This is a genomic window from Rothia mucilaginosa (assembly GCF_964211445.1).
GTDB lineage: Bacteria > Actinomycetota > Actinomycetes > Actinomycetales > Micrococcaceae > Rothia > Rothia mucilaginosa_E.
This window is the reverse complement of the sequence record NZ_CAXOQT010000004.1, coordinates 45134-60279: the sequence shown is the minus strand read 5'-3', so window position 1 is coordinate 60279 and position 15146 is coordinate 45134. Positions and strand designations below refer to the sequence as shown.

General features: G+C 54.9%; 11 protein-coding genes and 1 tRNA gene. 2 read left to right on the top strand and 10 right to left on the bottom strand.

Going from position 1 to position 15146, the window contains the following annotated elements:
- Window positions 1-31: 31 nt before the first annotated feature.
- The 4 genes from AB8E48_RS01685 to AB8E48_RS01670 all read right to left on the bottom strand — a co-directional run bounded on the left by AB8E48_RS01685 (window position 32) and on the right by AB8E48_RS01670 (window position 7235).
- The gene (locus tag AB8E48_RS01685) at window positions 32-1420 is read right to left on the bottom strand and encodes a hypothetical protein (RefSeq protein ID WP_368885569.1); all 1389 of its coding nucleotides are present in this window, start codon (window positions 1418-1420) and stop codon (window positions 32-34) included.
- A gap of 2 nt (window positions 1421-1422) precedes the next feature.
- Entirely contained in the window at window positions 1423-2346 is a 924-nt protein-coding gene (locus AB8E48_RS01680) for a hypothetical protein (RefSeq protein ID WP_368885568.1), read from the bottom strand.
- A 5-nt stretch (window positions 2347-2351) separates the two neighbouring features.
- Window positions 2352-4292 carry a hypothetical protein gene (locus AB8E48_RS01675; protein WP_368885567.1) on the bottom strand — a complete coding sequence of 647 codons (1941 nt, stop codon included), beginning with the start codon at window positions 4290-4292 and terminating at the stop codon, window positions 2352-2354.
- 153 nt (window positions 4293-4445) lie between these two features.
- Window positions 4446-7235 carry a Z1 domain-containing protein gene (locus tag AB8E48_RS01670; protein WP_368885566.1) on the bottom strand — a complete coding sequence of 930 codons (2790 nt, stop codon included), beginning with the start codon at window positions 7233-7235 and terminating at the stop codon, window positions 4446-4448.
- A 296-nt stretch (window positions 7236-7531) separates the two neighbouring features.
- On the opposite strand from AB8E48_RS01670, the gene AB8E48_RS01665 reads away from it, so the two are divergent.
- Window positions 7532-8689 carry a DNA cytosine methyltransferase gene (locus AB8E48_RS01665; RefSeq protein ID WP_368885565.1) on the top strand — a complete coding sequence of 386 codons (1158 nt, stop codon included), beginning with the start codon at window positions 7532-7534 and terminating at the stop codon, window positions 8687-8689.
- A 21-nt stretch (window positions 8690-8710) separates the two neighbouring features.
- A complete protein-coding gene (locus AB8E48_RS01660) occupies window positions 8711-9889 on the top strand; it encodes a restriction endonuclease PLD domain-containing protein (RefSeq protein WP_368885564.1) in 1179 nt (392 codons plus the stop codon).
- 112 nt (window positions 9890-10001) lie between these two features.
- Here the strand turns inward: AB8E48_RS01660 and AB8E48_RS01655 are convergent, their stop codons facing one another.
- The 6 genes from AB8E48_RS01655 to rsfS form a co-directional block, all read right to left on the bottom strand.
- Window positions 10002-10274 (bottom strand): hypothetical protein, encoded by a 273-nt coding sequence (locus tag AB8E48_RS01655; protein ID WP_070847853.1) that lies wholly within the window; start codon window positions 10272-10274, stop codon window positions 10002-10004.
- A gap of 43 nt (window positions 10275-10317) precedes the next feature.
- Complete coding sequence (locus AB8E48_RS01650) at window positions 10318-11334, bottom strand: polysaccharide deacetylase family protein (protein ID WP_368885563.1); 1017 nt, start codon at window positions 11332-11334, stop codon at window positions 10318-10320.
- A gap of 317 nt (window positions 11335-11651) precedes the next feature.
- Window positions 11652-13028: a glutaminase gene (locus AB8E48_RS01645; protein ID WP_368885562.1), complete on the bottom strand. Its 1377-nt coding sequence runs from the start codon at window positions 13026-13028 to the stop codon at window positions 11652-11654.
- Between the two features lie 298 nt (window positions 13029-13326).
- The gene (locus AB8E48_RS01640; RefSeq protein ID WP_368885561.1) at window positions 13327-14307 is read right to left on the bottom strand and encodes a cation diffusion facilitator family transporter; all 981 of its coding nucleotides are present in this window, start codon (window positions 14305-14307) and stop codon (window positions 13327-13329) included.
- Between the two features lie 112 nt (window positions 14308-14419).
- Window positions 14420-14492: transfer RNA gene (locus tag AB8E48_RS01635), tRNA-Ala, on the bottom strand.
- A gap of 193 nt (window positions 14493-14685) precedes the next feature.
- Window positions 14686-15123, bottom strand: coding sequence for a ribosome silencing factor (gene rsfS / locus AB8E48_RS01630; protein ID WP_044142238.1), 438 nt, complete (start codon window positions 15121-15123; stop codon window positions 14686-14688).
- Window positions 15124-15146: the final 23 nt, after the last annotated feature.

The following is a 15146-nucleotide window of genomic DNA, read 5'->3' as shown; positions in this document are numbered from 1 at the left end:
GTTGAACCGGGGCAAGGGGGCTTCTTACTTTTTAGCGCTTCCAGGGCATGTTATCCCAGAACTGTCCCATCTTAGATTTGGGAGGCGTGAGCTTACTCCTGTGAGTCTTAGCTTCAGAAGACTGCTTATTAGCTTCTTCATCCGCGGTTACTTCAGAGCTTTCCTTGTCCAACTTCGCCTTGAGCTTGCTCTGCGGAGTTCGAAGACGTGACGGACGTTCCTCAGGTTCCTCGTCAACGTAGTACCCGTACTGTGTTGAGCTAAAGAGGTTTGATTCGCGGAATTCGTTAACCGGCACAAAGAACGGTTGAGGTTCTGCAGGTTCCTGAGCCTCAGACTCTTCAGCATCAGATTCCTCAGCTTCAGGCTCCGCGGGTTCGATAGCCTCAGCAACCTCGAGGTCTACAGGTTCTTCCTCCTCTTCAGTCTCCTCATCAGAGAAATCCTCATCGTAGCTTTCGTCGTACTCGTCAGCCTCGGTATCCAAGTCTTCTGAGTCTTCCGACTCTTCAAGCTCTACCTCTTCCGACTCGTAGTCTTCTACAGCTTCAGATTCCCAGGTATCTTCATCCTGTTCTTCGGTGATACCCTCCTGTAGCTTGAAGTCCTCGATAACGTCGTTCTTGATGGTCTCAAGGAGTACACACATATCCTCGTACGATTTGTGCTGCACCATTTCAACGCCCATACGCACCGTGAGCTCTTCCGCGATTTTACGTTTGATATCACGGGCAGAGACTCCCCTCTCCAAACCGTAATCACTGGGTACGCCCACAGAGTTTAGAGTTCGAGCAAGAGCCAACGCCAAATCGCGGTTTGTCGAGATAGAGGTTCGGTCAAGAATCTGGTTGAGGTCATCTTCCGTAAGGTAGCCTCCCTCATCCATGACCTCACCCAGGAGGTCATAGGTCAGCCAGGTTCGACGTAGCACGTGACGGCGCAGGTTGCCGATATGTCGAACTTCCTTTGAGGGGGCAAAACGTGCAAAAGCAGCCGCAGGAAGAACCCTCAGACCGATAAACTGCCACACCTCAATAGATTCAGCTTCACCACGAATCATATGCAGGTTCTTGTGCAAGGCCTTACCGATACGGTGAGAGTACTCGTACTTCCACTTATCCCGATCATCAGCAAAAGCCTTAAGATTCTCGAGCTCTTTATCTACGATTGTGCGGAGATTCTCCAAAGTCTGCTTTGGAATCTCGTTGCCGCCAATGTTAAGAATCTCTAGGTTGGTGTCAATATTTCCACAATCCACGTTGCGTAGCGGAACCCCAGAGTTTTTCCATTGCTGTAGTTCATCATCCGCGGAGAAATCATCCAGGCGGTAGTAAAGATACTGTTCTTCCTGCTCGGCAGGCGCCTGAATATTCTCAGGAGTAGCATCCTGCTGTACAGGTTCCACATTCTGCTGAACCATATCTACTTCCATCCCTTCTGCATATATCCGGTAATACCGTCAATCTTGCTCTGCACGGAATTCCAATCCCTCTTCAGCGCATCAATAAGTTCCGGAATTGTCATTGAGAAATTCTCGGAAATAATCTTCTGCGCCACGATTTGGAACTGCTCGCAATTTCCTTCAGTGAGTTCTTTCTGTGACGTATACACAGAAGTCTCGTTCAGATGCGAAATATAAATTTCTCGCACAAGAGTTGCCAGGAAATCTCGAGAAATAGCGGGTTCTAGAATCTCATAATCCTTTTCGTCCCCTCGCACCAAAGCCTTACAAACCGGGTGTTTCGTATTCACAAATACTCGCACGCATCGTGAATACAACGCCTCCGGATTACTGGCATTGCACCTTACAACCCAGGGAGCATTTTTATCCCACTCTCGCACTCGAGAAAAATCAAGCTGCGAGAACGGCATACCAGCACCCTTAGCGCTCAAAGACAGGCTGTCCTCTTGCACAGCAATATAGGCGGTTTCATCGGTGTTATATCCATCGATATTTAGGGCACCCGCCACTAGAGCTGCTCGGAGCTTTAGTTCTCCCGCAACCTTACGTCCAGGAATCTTGGCGCTAACAACCGCGACAAATGATTCCGAATCAAGCTGAACATCTCGACTCTCTTCAATGACGCTCCAGTGGGTCGGTCGACACTGGACCTCACAAATCAGTCGAGGCAGAGACTCCTCATTGCCCAGTACTCGACGGATTCCTTCAAGCTGTACTTTGACGGAAATGGAGAGCTCCAGATCAGTGTCGTAATCCCAGATGGAGGGCAACTTATCCGGGTCAACAATTTCGCCGTTCTGATTACGAATATCCCATTCGCCCCACTCCACTTCATTCGGGAAAAGGGTGAGATGAGGATATGCCTTTACACGCTTACCTGCCATAGCTATTAGCCCTCCACCTCAAAAATATAGGTCTTACCCTTACGCAGCGTGATGACCACAGACCCCTGGTTCTCCTCGGATTCTTCAGGGCCGTCCCACTGCACATAAACATGCCCCACCTTTTGGGTGTCGTTAGCGTCAGGGCCCCAGCCTTCGCTCCACGAAGGCTCAAGGTCGTGCGAGTCTGTGTACTCCAGAGTCCTCTCATCACCGGTTGCGATAGAGACCTTGATACCAATACGCTGACCAGCCTTCCAAGCGCTACTGCAGGAGAAGCTAATGAAATACTGCACATAATCAGGGTTCTGCGGGTGAACGCCAGTCATCGATGCAGACTCAATCGATACCGAGGCACGACGAACAACGCCACCAGGGCGCTTTTTATTCTTACCTTCGTCCTCTTCCGTCAGCTCAGTAACGACACCGCCTCCGGAGGACATAATCGGATTGAATCGAGCAAGCTTCTGCGAAATCTTCGACAAAGAACCCAGTGACCCGCTATCGCGCTTAGTGTCCTTCGATTCGAAAAGACTCTTCAGGCTCTTAGTGATATTCGAAGCAGCATAAACAACAATGTTCTTGTGCTTAGCATTTTCGAGAGAGCTCGGGTTCCATTCGTCATGGGCCGGAGGTTCAGCCTCTCGGAAGGCAACATCCGTTTCAAGGTCGGGCTTGAATACGCCGTACCAGGTGGCCTTTGAATCGTCCAGGTCATTTACTTTTCGGTATTGGACAACCAATTCAGCCTCATTACGCATCAAACATACAGTGTTTTGCGGATAGATGGACCTTTCAGCGTTAATATCGTACGCACCTCGAGCAATCCTTAGATATCCAATATTATAGGAATCCCTGGCTCGCTTAAAAACAAAGCTCTTATAGTAGAAAACACTGTCAAATGGGTCGGCATCAAAATTCATCCTTTTAAGCTCAGCCATTTTCCGCACGTCAATAAGAGAAGAACAGAGCTGCTCAATTCCCTTATATTCAGGATTATTCTTAAGGTCCTGGATTAAGACAGGCTTATTGTTAATCCTGATATCCATAGACCTATTTCCATCTTCAACATCCAATTTGGGCCAAAGATGGTACATCACGATATTTTGAATTTTTTCGTGGGAACGGTCAATAATTCGACTCGGATCATCCGGAATCTTACCTTCATCGTCTGATACTTCCATAAGCTCTGCTGGCTTTGCATCAACGATAAGAATTGAAGTGCCAGTTTCTCCGTTATTAAAGTGACGAGAGAAAATAGCCTCACCCAGCCGACGAGCAGGTTCTCCCGTCAACGGGAGAATGTTACCCGTTCCCTTAACTGTTGGGCCCTCATATCCCCACCAATGGCGACCGGTGTAGTTTCGACCGTCATACGTATATTCTTTGCCGAGAGCGACAGCAATAAGTCGGTAATCAATCTCGCCAGTTTTGGTCTTAAAGGCAGACCAGTAAATAACAGATTGAGACTCGCTCATATTAAAAGCAGCCGTTTTACCGAAGCCGTATGAGCCACCGTTACCTTGACCCTTGTTATCGCTACCAAGGTTCATCGTGAGGTTAACAAAGTTCTGGCTCTCCCCTTCCTCAACGGCTTCGTCTGGGCGGTCCGGGCCATCAAGACCGACGGTGCCGCGGTCCCAGAACTCCAAGAAGTAGACGTCGCCGCGGTTAAAAGTCTGGTCGAGACCGGTGTACTTGCTGTGAATCTCAAAACCAGCTGCAAATACCTCATTCCTCAGGGTATTCAGCACGCCCTGATTGGCGTGCCGAACCAGGCAGCCAAACTCCGGCATGCGCCCTTCAAGGCGTGCGTCCCACGAGTTCTGGGCCATCTCTCGGGTGACCAGAGCAAGCGGGCTCAGATTGGGGCGACCCAAGGTACGCGAGGCACCTCGAGCAGAAATCGAACCAGTGTTTTTAGGAAGGGGGAACCAGTTAAGGCTCACGATGTTATCTCCTTGCCCTGTAGAAGTTGTGGGCACTATTGAATCGTATGGGCGTGTGTTGCTGAGGGAATAAAGCTCCGGGGTGGCATTATCCGGTGAAATGCCACCCCGAAACCTATACCCACTTTTGGGTATTCAAGAAGCTACCTGAGGTTACTCCTTGTAGTCGCCTTCATCATCGCTGTCGACTGCATCCAGAATCGAGCTGTTCTCATCCAACTCTTCCTCATCAAGAGCCAGATCCTCAACCTGCTCAGGAACAACCGAGATGAAGTTGCTGTAGTCGGAACCTGCAACCTGGGGAAGAACCACAGCGTGCAAGACGACCGGTGCAACAGCGTCAAGGTCACGACGGCGAGCGCCCGGCTTAGCCTTCGAGTGGGGGTTGACCACGTAAATGACCAGAAGCGGCACGTTACCTTCAACATAACGAAGGTTTAGCTGTGCAGCTCGACTCGTACGCTTCTTTTCAGATTTCCCAGTGTTCTTCTTTTCCTTTTCTTTCAGACCCTCAAGCAGATCTTTGTACTCCTGATTTCCCGTGTTAGCGAGAATCTTGAAGTCCAGAACCGGAGTCTCACCCGCAGCGATAGCCCTCAAATCAACGATGCCAGATTCAGAGTTAACGTGTGCACTACGAGTTGCCATGCGAATGTCCAGACCAGCAAAGTTCTGCTGCGGCATATCCTTCTGGGTGCCGGAGTAGACGACAACGTTCCAGTCCTGGTCGGCGTACTTCTCAATCCACTCAACCAGCTTGTCCGAGCCAGCTTCGTAATGCGAGGAGTGTGCCTTGAAGTCCTTCAAGTAGGACAGCACGACATCCACAGGCACGCCAGTGAAGAGGTAGCTACCGTTGTTCTTATCCTGCACTACCTCATGAGTACTCGAGATAGAGCCAACAAGGGACTCGAATACCTGAATATTGTGGTTCAGGATTTCGGCGTTCTTCTCTTCGAAGCGAGTCAGCTGATGGAGCTTACCGCTGTAATCAACGGTAAGCGCCTTGGCATGACGCATCTTATTGGCAGCGGTAACCTTTAGCACACCAGGGTGAGTACGAATCTTCACACCAACGGTCTTGGGGGTGCTACCAACGATACGAATTTCTTCGCGGATCTCATCCTCGACACCGGCAAGGTGACGGTAATAGTCCTGAAGGTCCCTGGTCGTCCACAGACGAATCAGGTCATCATAGCCGGGGCGGAAACCGAACCAGCGGCCCATCTGCAGAAGAGTATCGTAGGTCTTGCTCGTCCTGAGGTAGTACGAGCTAATCAAGCCTTCAAGGGTCAGACCACGGGCGAGAGTATTACCGCCGATAACGACATAGGTAGCCGGCGAATCTGCGTCATATTCCAGGCGCTCATCCGAGGAACCGTTGTCCACAATGCACTTGGTCTCGCGGACGACCTGACCCACAGCAAGCTTCAGCTCATCCCATTCGGGGTAAATCTCTTCAGGGCGGATAGCCTGCATACGAGCAACTTCGCGTTCGTACAGACGCTGCATCGCATCGTTAATTTTAGGACTGCCGTAGTTTTCCTTCAGCTCTGAGATGTAGTCCTCAATCACCTTCACCGCTTCGAAGTGAGTCTCAACCCTGTGCGAAAGGTGAATCAGCATCGAGCTGTGCTGCTTCTTCTGAGTGCGACGACGACGAAGAGCCGTGGCAATCATAAACCACAGCACTGCAGCTTCAAGACTGGGAACCATCTCAGGCATGTAGTCCCCACCATCCTTACGAGTAGGAGGACGCAGAATCTTTGCTTCCTCTTCCTCAATATCGCGGACAGCATCGACATCTACGCCATCGTTGAGTACGCCGTCTTCGTCCTCGGTAGCCCACAGCGGGGTACCAAAAATACGGGACGCACCAACGTAGCCATTCGGGCGTTCCAAAGCGTAGATGAAGTCGGAGGGGTACAGACCCGGGTAACGCTCAATAGTTTCGCCCTCGGGGTTCTCAGGATTATCCGATTCTACGTGCTCGGTGTAGCGGTCCTCGTCATTCGGGTCCATCAGAACGTTAGCGAAGGGAGTCGCGGTGTACGCCACGTAGGAGCCATGCTGTACCTGATCCCAAATCTGGCGGAGAAGTCGGTTAATACCGGAGTACGCTTCATCTTCCTTCGCGGTATTGGGAGTCGCCTGATCCGACTCATCATCTATGATAAGCACGGGAACGTCATCCAGCAGACCTTCTCGGTTTGCAGATTCCATATGCTTCAGCAGATTCTTCAAGCGGCTGGGGTTCTTCTTTACCACAGCAAAAACAACACTATCCTTAGTGCGCAGAGCGTTGAGGAGAAGGCCAGAATCCGAAGAGATATCGCCCTTGACACTGGTCAGAGGGAAAACAGACTTCCCAGCATTCTGGAGCGCGGCAACAACATCGCCGTCCAAACGTTCCTGAGTCTGACGACGCAGGTTGTTGTACATACCCGCCAAAACAATGACGAAACGGTAACCCTCGTCAACCGCCTTGGTGATAACCGCCGAGAAGTTCGCGGTCTTACCGGACTGCACGTAGCCGACAACAAGGCCCTTGTGAGTCAGATTCTTCGTCGCGGGGTCGGCAAGAAGGCCGACAACTTTGCCGGATTCCTGGTGAATAGTGGACGTACCGTCCTCACCAATCTTCTTGGTAAGCTTCCTACGCAGGTGGCTCCATCCGGCAGTATCGGGCTTCGCAGCATCGTACCAGTGGTGGTAGTCTTCCTTGGCCGTAGCGGCCTCATCGAACTCGCCCTTGGCGTTCGCGGCTTCACGTTCCTGAATGCTACGAAGTGCCTTCTCATAGATGGGAACGACTACATCTTCAGGAATAGGCACGGCAACCATACCGTCAATTACCTGGCGGCAAGCGTCTTCGTACGAGATGAGTTCACGCGCAGCAGTGTCATAAATCTGCTGTTCCGGCTGGGAAATTTCCTCGGCCATTTTTCTCCTCGTTGAAAAATAGAGATGTGAGTGTTTATGGGAGCCAATGGTTAGCTTCCTCTGTGAGTTTATCACTCGTTCTCACACGTCAACACAGCTTTTCGTCATCACGATGCGCCATCAATCTACTAGAGCCAGGTTGTTTTACTCCATGCAGCAAAATCTACTCGGGGTAAGGGTGCGAGTAAGGCCCCCGGGCTGCTATTCTTAGAGGGTTTAACTCTGAATATATAGAGACGGTAAATCTATGTATTCAACCGGCACCTAACACAGCACTATGACTTGCGGAGAACCTTATGGCTGAGAAGCACACATCATCCTCACCCACAACCTACAAAATGGGTGAGCTCTTCTGTGGCCCCGGCGGCATTGCCCTGGGCGCGCACAACGCTGCCGATAAGGTTCCCGGAATCAAGGTTAAGCATGCCTGGGCTAATGACTACGACCCCACGACTGCAGATACCTACCGCGAAAACACTCCCGGTGCTTCTGAAGAGACCGTGTACGTTGGTGATGTCCGTGAGCTCGATACCGACGCGCTACCCCCGATTGATGGTTTTGCATTCGGTTTTCCCTGCAATGACTTCAGCCTCGTAGGAAAGCAGAAGGGCCTAGACGGTACCTACGGTCCCCTCTATTCCTACGGAATCAACGTGCTCAAGAGTCACAAGCCTGAATGGTTCGTGGCAGAAAACGTGGGTGGTCTCTCCGGTGCTAATGAGGGCCTTGCGTTCCCCTACATCCTGCGTGAAATGCAGCGTGCAGGGTACACCGTTGTCGCTCACAAATACCGCTTCGAAGAGTACGGCCTCCCCCAGGCTCGACACCGCATCATTATCGTAGGCCTGCGTAATGACATTGCCGCGAAGGGTGCAGAGTTCAAGGTTCCAGCTCCTACCACTCTTGAACCTTCAAAGATGCGCACCTCTAAACAGGCGATTACCGAACCGCCCATCCCCGAGTGGGCAACCAACAACGAGCCGACCCGTCAGTCTGAGGTGGTGAAGCAACGCCTCGCCTACATCAAGCCCGGCGAGAACGCTTTCAACGCTACCGATATGCCTGAGGAACTGCGCCTCAATGTACGTGGCGCTAAGCTCAGCCAGATTTATAAGCGTCTGGATCCCAATAAGCCCGCGTACACCGTCACCGGCTCCGGTGGCGGCGGAACGCACATCTACCATTGGGAAGAGCCCCGCGCTCTCACCAACCGCGAGCGCGCACGCCTGCAGACTTTCCCTGACTGGTACAAGTTCATCGGCAGCAAGGAGAACGTACGTCGCCAGATTGGCATGGCGGTTCCTCCGGACGGTGCGCAGGTCGTGTTCGAGGCTCTTTTCAAGACTCTTGAAGGAATCTCCTACGAGAGCATCGAACCGAATATTGATGTAGAGAAGCGCATTCAGGCGATGGAAGATAAGCTCGAGGCAGATAAAGAAGACACTCTTTTCTAGGTAAAAGAAGGACGTATTCCCATGGAAATTTATTCGTCACTCATGGGCGACAACCTCGCTGAGCTTGTTCTCCAATCGCCGTATCCGCAGGATGATTGCGCTGGCCATGAGCTGTGGGCGGTTACCGGGTATATCTCGCGAACCACCATTCTCAGCGCCCTGTACCAGGCTGATTTCACCCCCGGACGTCGTTCCAAGGAAGCCGGCCATTGGGGCGAGATGAGCAAGTTCACCCCCACTTCTACCACGCCTAAGATTCATCTTCTGATTGGTATGGCACGAGACGGTGCGGTGAGCATTACGACTCATAAAATCCTCAAGGGGTGGGTCAAGGCTAGTCGCGGGTTCCTGGATATTCGTTACCCGGATCCTCGCGTCTCTCCCCTGGTGCATACCAAGCTCTACGCTTGGGCGCAGAACGGCTCTTTCGATATTGCCTATGCTGGCTCAGCTAACCTGTCGACGGATGGTCTCAACATTGGTCGTGACGCTTCGGAATGCCAGCAAGAAAACATTCTTGTGCCGGTGTCGGTGGAGTACGCGGAGAACTATATCGACACGCTTTTCGGTGCTTCGCTGAGCTGCACCGACCCTGTGGTTGATTCTCTCTTCACCTTCCCTGAAGCACCCGCGGACGTCCTGGCGAATAAGTCCCTGCCTCCGGTTCCTCCGCTCCCCGAACCTGAGACGGAACGTGAGGAACGACTGAAGGACTTCTCCTCCATCAAGCTGTACCTCTACAGCCACGCGGGCAAGGGTTCTTCGTACAATTGCGGTTCCGGTATTAACTGGGGCCTGCGAGATATCCGAGCCAATAAGGATGAAGCTTACTTCGCTGTTCCTGCGAACATTGGGCGGTCCAACTTCTTCCCGGTGAAAAACACCCCCATTGTGGTGCATTGCGATGACGGTGAAGACCTCATCATGCGCGTTGCCAGTGGTTCCGACCGTTGCGGTAAGGACATGTCGACTATCCCGAACTCCGAGCTTGGCTCGTATATTCGGAAGCGTATGGGCCTCGACGAAGGCACCAAAGTCGGCATTCGCGAGCTGCTCGATTACGGTCGAACCTACGTCACCATCACCCGCACCTCTGAGGGTAACTACTATCTGGATTTCTCCCCCGAGACGGCAGAACCCGATGAGTTCGCGATGCAGACTCCAGAGATTGTCAACGAGTTTTCTCATGAAGACGAATAGCTCCCCTGGCTTCTGCCCGTTCTTATAGCGAAAGCCCCCTTGTACCGGTTCTTTGTTGAACCGGGGCAAGGGGGCTTCGTTATAAGCCTAGTCTTCAGCTCCGCCGGTGAGGTTAGCGCGGCTGGTAGGCGCGGGCACGCTCAGCGCGAGCACGGCGCGCCTCCGCATCCTGCAGGACCGGCACCAGCATACGCACCACCTGCTCCATGCCACGCAACACCATCTTCACCCACAGGGTCACCGACCACGCCGTCGCCAAACGCGGGTGGCGGGTACGCATCCAACGCACACCCTGAAAAGAGACCGTGTAATACAGCAAAAACAGCAGCGCCTCACGGAAACGGTGCACCTGCCGAAGAATAGGGTTCTGAGGAAGCTTCGTCATGCCTCCCAGTATACCCACCAGACCCCGCCGGGACTCCCCCGCGCTACCCGTAATAGTCGCGAATCGTCACCGTCTTCAACCCGCGCCGATCCAACAACGCCCGAATACGGTCCAGCTCAGACACCACACCCCGATAATTCAAATGCCCAATCACAATATGCTGAGCCAACGCATACTTCTCCGCATAGGCATACACCTCAGCCGAAGAAATATTAGACGAATCCGCCAACGACCCAAACCACAACACCGGGCGCGTAAAACCACACGACGCCGCAGCCGCCAACACGCGCGCATCATAATACCCGTACGGCGGGCGGAAATACGGCTTCGAAGACACCCCAAACAGCCGCCTAATCTCCTCATCATTACGGGTCAACTCCTGGACAATCTGCTCATCCGTCAGGCTCGTCAACGCCGCATGACTATACGTGTGGTTCGCAATCTGCAACTGGCCGCTCTTCACCAGCGGAAGCAACAAGTCACGATGCTGCTTAAACGCCGGGTACTGACCGTTGATAAAGAAGGTCAGACGCGTGCCGGTACGGTGTGCGAACTCCGCGTAGGCGCGCACCACCTCCGGGTCGGCGCCGTCATCGACCGTCCACGCAATGTACTTACCTTCACCGGGCAGGCCGGTCTGCGGGCCGGTCCAGGCGCGCGCCGCGGGCACAGGGTTCGACGAGGTCGCGGTCGCAGAAGCCGTCTTAGATGCCGCGGCGGTCGGGGATGCAGAACCCGATGCGGAGCCAGATGCGGAAGGGTTAGCCGCCGCGCTTGCCGAAGGAGTCGCCGAGGCGCTACCGGAAGCACCGCCCGATGCAGATCCGCTAGCCGCCCCGTGGGTGCCTTCCGCCGCGGACGGGGTGCAGCCGGTCAAGCCAAGACCCAGCACGCCGAAGCCCACCGCGCCCAGACCAAAGGTACCAACGTGGCGCAAGAGTTCCCGTCGCCCCATGGAGGCGCGGGCAGAAGTACCCGATACTGCTGGGGTAGCGGCGGGGTCAGCGATAGCGGATTGACGAGGAGCGATAGGTGTTTCTGAGTGTGGAACAGTGTTCATATTATGAGTGTATGATGAGACCGCCGTTAGATATCGAAAAATTCAAAATATTACTTAATGATTAACAACGCTACCAATAACGAACCTTTACGCGTTTTCCTACCGGTTCCTCACCAGAGACCACACTCGACACGCTACAGATTCCAGCGCCGCGCTACAGATTCCAGCACCGCAAGCGCCGCCACGATACAGCAAAAGGCCCCTCCCCCAGAACGCGTTCACAACGCGCCCAGGGAAAGGGGCCTCAATCTATAAAGTTCACGAAACCGTGGAGCCAAGTACTCGGCTAAAACCTACTCGAATTCAGTCTCTACCGGCTACTCCGCCTCAGCAGGCTCCGACGCCTTCAGTGCTTCCAGCGCCGCCGCCTCCGCAGCCTCTTCAGCATCAGCCTCCGCCACGCGCTCAGCATCCGACTCTGCAGAAGTCACCGCCGCCGGGTTCGTCAGAATCTTCACGCCCATGCTGCGCAGCGCATCCGTGTTCGTAATCGTCTCGTCATTATCAATCAGGTACACCTTGTACCCGTCATTCCGCAGACGACGCATCAGCTCCAGGAGCATGCTCTGAGCGACCTCATCCACCGCGTACACGCGCGTCACATCCAGGGCGACCTTCGAGCCCTCCATCGGGGCTTCCACAATCTCACGGATCACGCGCTCCACACCCGCAAAACGGATGCGGCCCTGCAGCTGAATCAGGCGCATCGAATCCTCGCCCGAACCAATCAGGTAGTTCGCGCGCAACGCCGAACGAGCCACCGTCGGCACGTTCATCACGTGCATGCCCATGTCGTCCGAGAACTGCTCGAACAGCTCCACACCGCGCACACTGTTGCCGTGACCGTCCAGGCGCGGGGAGAACGTCGCCACACCCAGCTGACCGGGCACCGCACCAATGATGCCGCCGCCCACGCCGCTCTTCGCCGGAACGCCCACCTGGGTCGCCCAGTCACCCGCCGAGTTATACATGCCGCAGGTGAACATGACGCTCAGCACCTGACGCACCACAGTCTTAGGAACCACCTGCTCACCCGTCACCGGATGCACACCGTAGTTCGCCAGAGTCGCCGCCATCAGCGCCAAATCCTTGACCGTCACCATCAGCGAGCACTGGCGGGTATAGCCCTGCACCGCCACGGTCGGGTCACCAGTCAGGATGCCGTGGCCGCGCAGCATATGCGCAATCGCGTAGTTGCGGTGCGCGTGCTCCAGTTCCGACTCGTACACGCGCTCATTCACCGACAGGCGGCGGCCCGCAAACGCAGACAGACCAGAAATGACGCGCTCCATGCGCTCGCCCTGCGTCGCGCCGGGAGGGCCCACCAGCGAATGGGTGGTAATTGCGCCCGCGTTAATCATCGGGTTCAGCGGCTTACCGGAGCCATCCTCCAGGGACAGCTCATTGAACGGCTCACCGGAAGGCTCCACGCCCACCTTCGCAAGCACATCATCATAGCCGCGATCCGCGAGCGCCAGGGCGTACACGAACGGCTTAGAAATCGACTGGATCGTGAACTCCACATCGGAGTCACCGGCGGCGTACTGCTCACCATCAACCATGGCGATAGACGCGGCGAGCTTGTCCGGGTCCACGGCGGCAAGTTCCGGAATGTAGTTTGCCAACTCACCGGAGGTATCAGAAGCGACCGACTCGAGGGTCTCGGTCAGGTAAGTGGCAATAGGTGAATGCATGGTATTCCGTATCTGCTGCTAATCGTGGTTGTTCTCGTCAAAAATTCCAGGATGCGCCCGCCCGCTGTTCCGTTTCAGCTATTCCGTTTCAGCTGGGCTGAGGCGCTCATCGTTGCAGGCTACCGCGGCTACCAAACTAAAGAGCCAGCCAGCGGGCCTGTCAAAGTGTGCGGGTGAGGAGCACCTTTTGCTCCCTAAAGAGTGTATCTTTTGCGTGTTGAAGCCACCAAATATAACGGTCACTACTCCCCCGCTATTTCAGCCCGCAGAAATCATACACGCAAGGTTTTCAGGTGGCTTACGGGTGGCGAATCGAAGCCGACTCGCGGCCGCCCAGCTCGGCGGTCTCCAACTGGAAGGTCGAGTGCTCCACCGACACCTCAAAATGGGTCGCCACGCAGGAACGAATACGATCCAGAATCGCCACCGCAGAGCCGTCATGGAAGCACGAATCGGCAACCACCACGTGCGCGGTCACCACCGGCAGACCGGTCGCCACCATCGAGGCGTGCACATCGTGCACCTCCACAACGCCGTCAACGCGCAGCATGTGCTCACGCATCGCGTCCAGGTCCAGGCCGTCCGGGGTAAACTCCATGAGCACCGCCGTGGTCTGCTTCATCAAACGTACTGCACGCGGCACAATCAGCGCCGCAATGAATAGACCCGCCAGGGCATCCGCCTGGTAGAAGCCGGTCAGCCAAATCACGATAGCCGCCACAATCACGCCCAGCGAGCCCAGGGCGTCATTGAGCACCTCCAGGAACGCGGCACGCATATTGAAGTTCGAGTTACGGCCCGAAGCCAGCACCGCAATACCAATAGCGTTCGCGACCAGGCCAACCACACCAAAGATCAGCAGTTCGGTACCGGGCACCTCCGGCGGAGCGAACAGGCGATGCACGCCCTCCACCGCCGTGTAGATACCCACCGCCAGCAGTAGCACCGACTGCCCGAGGGCGGCAAGCACCTCAATACGGCGGAAACCCCACGTGCGGCGCGAGGTCGCCGGGCGGGTCATGAGCGAAGCCGCCATGAGCGCAACCAGCAGACCGGAGGCATCCGTAATGGCGTGCGCCGTATCAGTCAGCAGCGCAAGACTACCCGTCACCAGCGAGCCAATCGCCTGCGCCAACACAATAACGAACGCCAGGCTGAACGCAATCAGCAGGCGCGGACGCATCGAGGCGGCTTCCTCCGGGCTCGGGGCATGCGAATGGTCGTGCCCATGGTGATGCCCGTGATGCCCGCCGTGGCCGTGATGTGCGTGCGCTCCCATGCACTACTCCTCAACTATGAACTGCGTTGTTGACTATCGAGAGTTATCAGTGGATAACAAAATCGCCCGATTCACAAGAACCGGGCGACAAGCTCCTCAACCGAGGAAAACGTGGAGATAAGGGGACTCGAACCCCTGACCCCCTGCATGCCATGCAGGTGCGCTACCAGCTGCGCCATATCCCCATATTCTGTTAGTAACCTCAACGAGGCAACATGAATATATTACACACACCCCAGTGAGTGATGCAAACCCGCGCGCCAAAACCACAAAAGTTACCGGCGGGTAAGCCAAAGGCTCAGCAAGAAGGGCGGGCCCCGCGGCACCGTACAGTGCCAGCAGAGCCCACCCCTCATCAGCTAAAAATCAAGCGAAGACTTACGCCTCATCCTGAGCGGGAATGATGCGCGCAGCATCCTCCTCAGTCTCACCCTCGATATCGAAGGGAGCCTCGTTCTCAACGCCCAGCTCAATACGCGGAGCCTCAGCCCACAGACGATCCAGAGCGTAGAACTCGCGGTCCTCCTCATGCTGAACGTGCACGACAATATCGCCGAAGTCCAGCAGAATCCAACGGCCCGAGGAACGACCCTCACGGCGGACCGGCTTCAGATCAGCCTGCTCACGCAGAGCGTCCTCAACCTCATCCGCAACAGCGTTCACGAGGCGCTCATTGTGGGCAGAAACCACCAGGAAGCCGTCAATCAGACCCATCGCGTCGGATGCATCCACAGCGAACAGGTTAGTTCCCTGCTTCTCCTCCGCAGCGCGGGCAGCAATGCGCAGAGCCTCAACCGAGGACTGTGCAGCAGTCATATTTTCCTTTCTTGCCGGCAGAA

What these genes read in the sequence shown, in the direction of transcription:
- AB8E48_RS01685 (WP_368885569.1), bottom strand. Translation starts at nt 1,420, where the DNA reads ATGGTTCAGCAGAATGTGGAACCTGTACAGCAGGATGCTACTCCTGAG.
- AB8E48_RS01680 (WP_368885568.1), bottom strand. Translation starts at nt 2,346, where the DNA reads ATGGCAGGTAAGCGTGTAAAGGCATATCCTCATCTCACCCTTTTCCCG.
- AB8E48_RS01670 (WP_368885566.1), bottom strand. Translation starts at nt 7,235, where the DNA reads ATGGCCGAGGAAATTTCCCAGCCGGAACAGCAGATTTATGACACTGCT.
- AB8E48_RS01665 (WP_368885565.1), top strand. Translation starts at nt 7,532, where the DNA reads ATGGCTGAGAAGCACACATCATCCTCACCCACAACCTACAAAATGGGT.
- AB8E48_RS01660 (WP_368885564.1), top strand. Translation starts at nt 8,711, where the DNA reads ATGGAAATTTATTCGTCACTCATGGGCGACAACCTCGCTGAGCTTGTT.
- AB8E48_RS01655 (WP_070847853.1), bottom strand. Translation starts at nt 10,274, where the DNA reads ATGACGAAGCTTCCTCAGAACCCTATTCTTCGGCAGGTGCACCGTTTC.
- AB8E48_RS01650 (WP_368885563.1), bottom strand. Translation starts at nt 11,334, where the DNA reads ATGAACACTGTTCCACACTCAGAAACACCTATCGCTCCTCGTCAATCC.
- AB8E48_RS01645 (WP_368885562.1), bottom strand. Translation starts at nt 13,028, where the DNA reads ATGCATTCACCTATTGCCACTTACCTGACCGAGACCCTCGAGTCGGTC.
- AB8E48_RS01640 (WP_368885561.1), bottom strand. Translation starts at nt 14,307, where the DNA reads ATGGGAGCGCACGCACATCACGGCCACGGCGGGCATCACGGGCATCAC.
- rsfS (WP_044142238.1), bottom strand. Translation starts at nt 15,123, where the DNA reads ATGACTGCTGCACAGTCCTCGGTTGAGGCTCTGCGCATTGCTGCCCGC.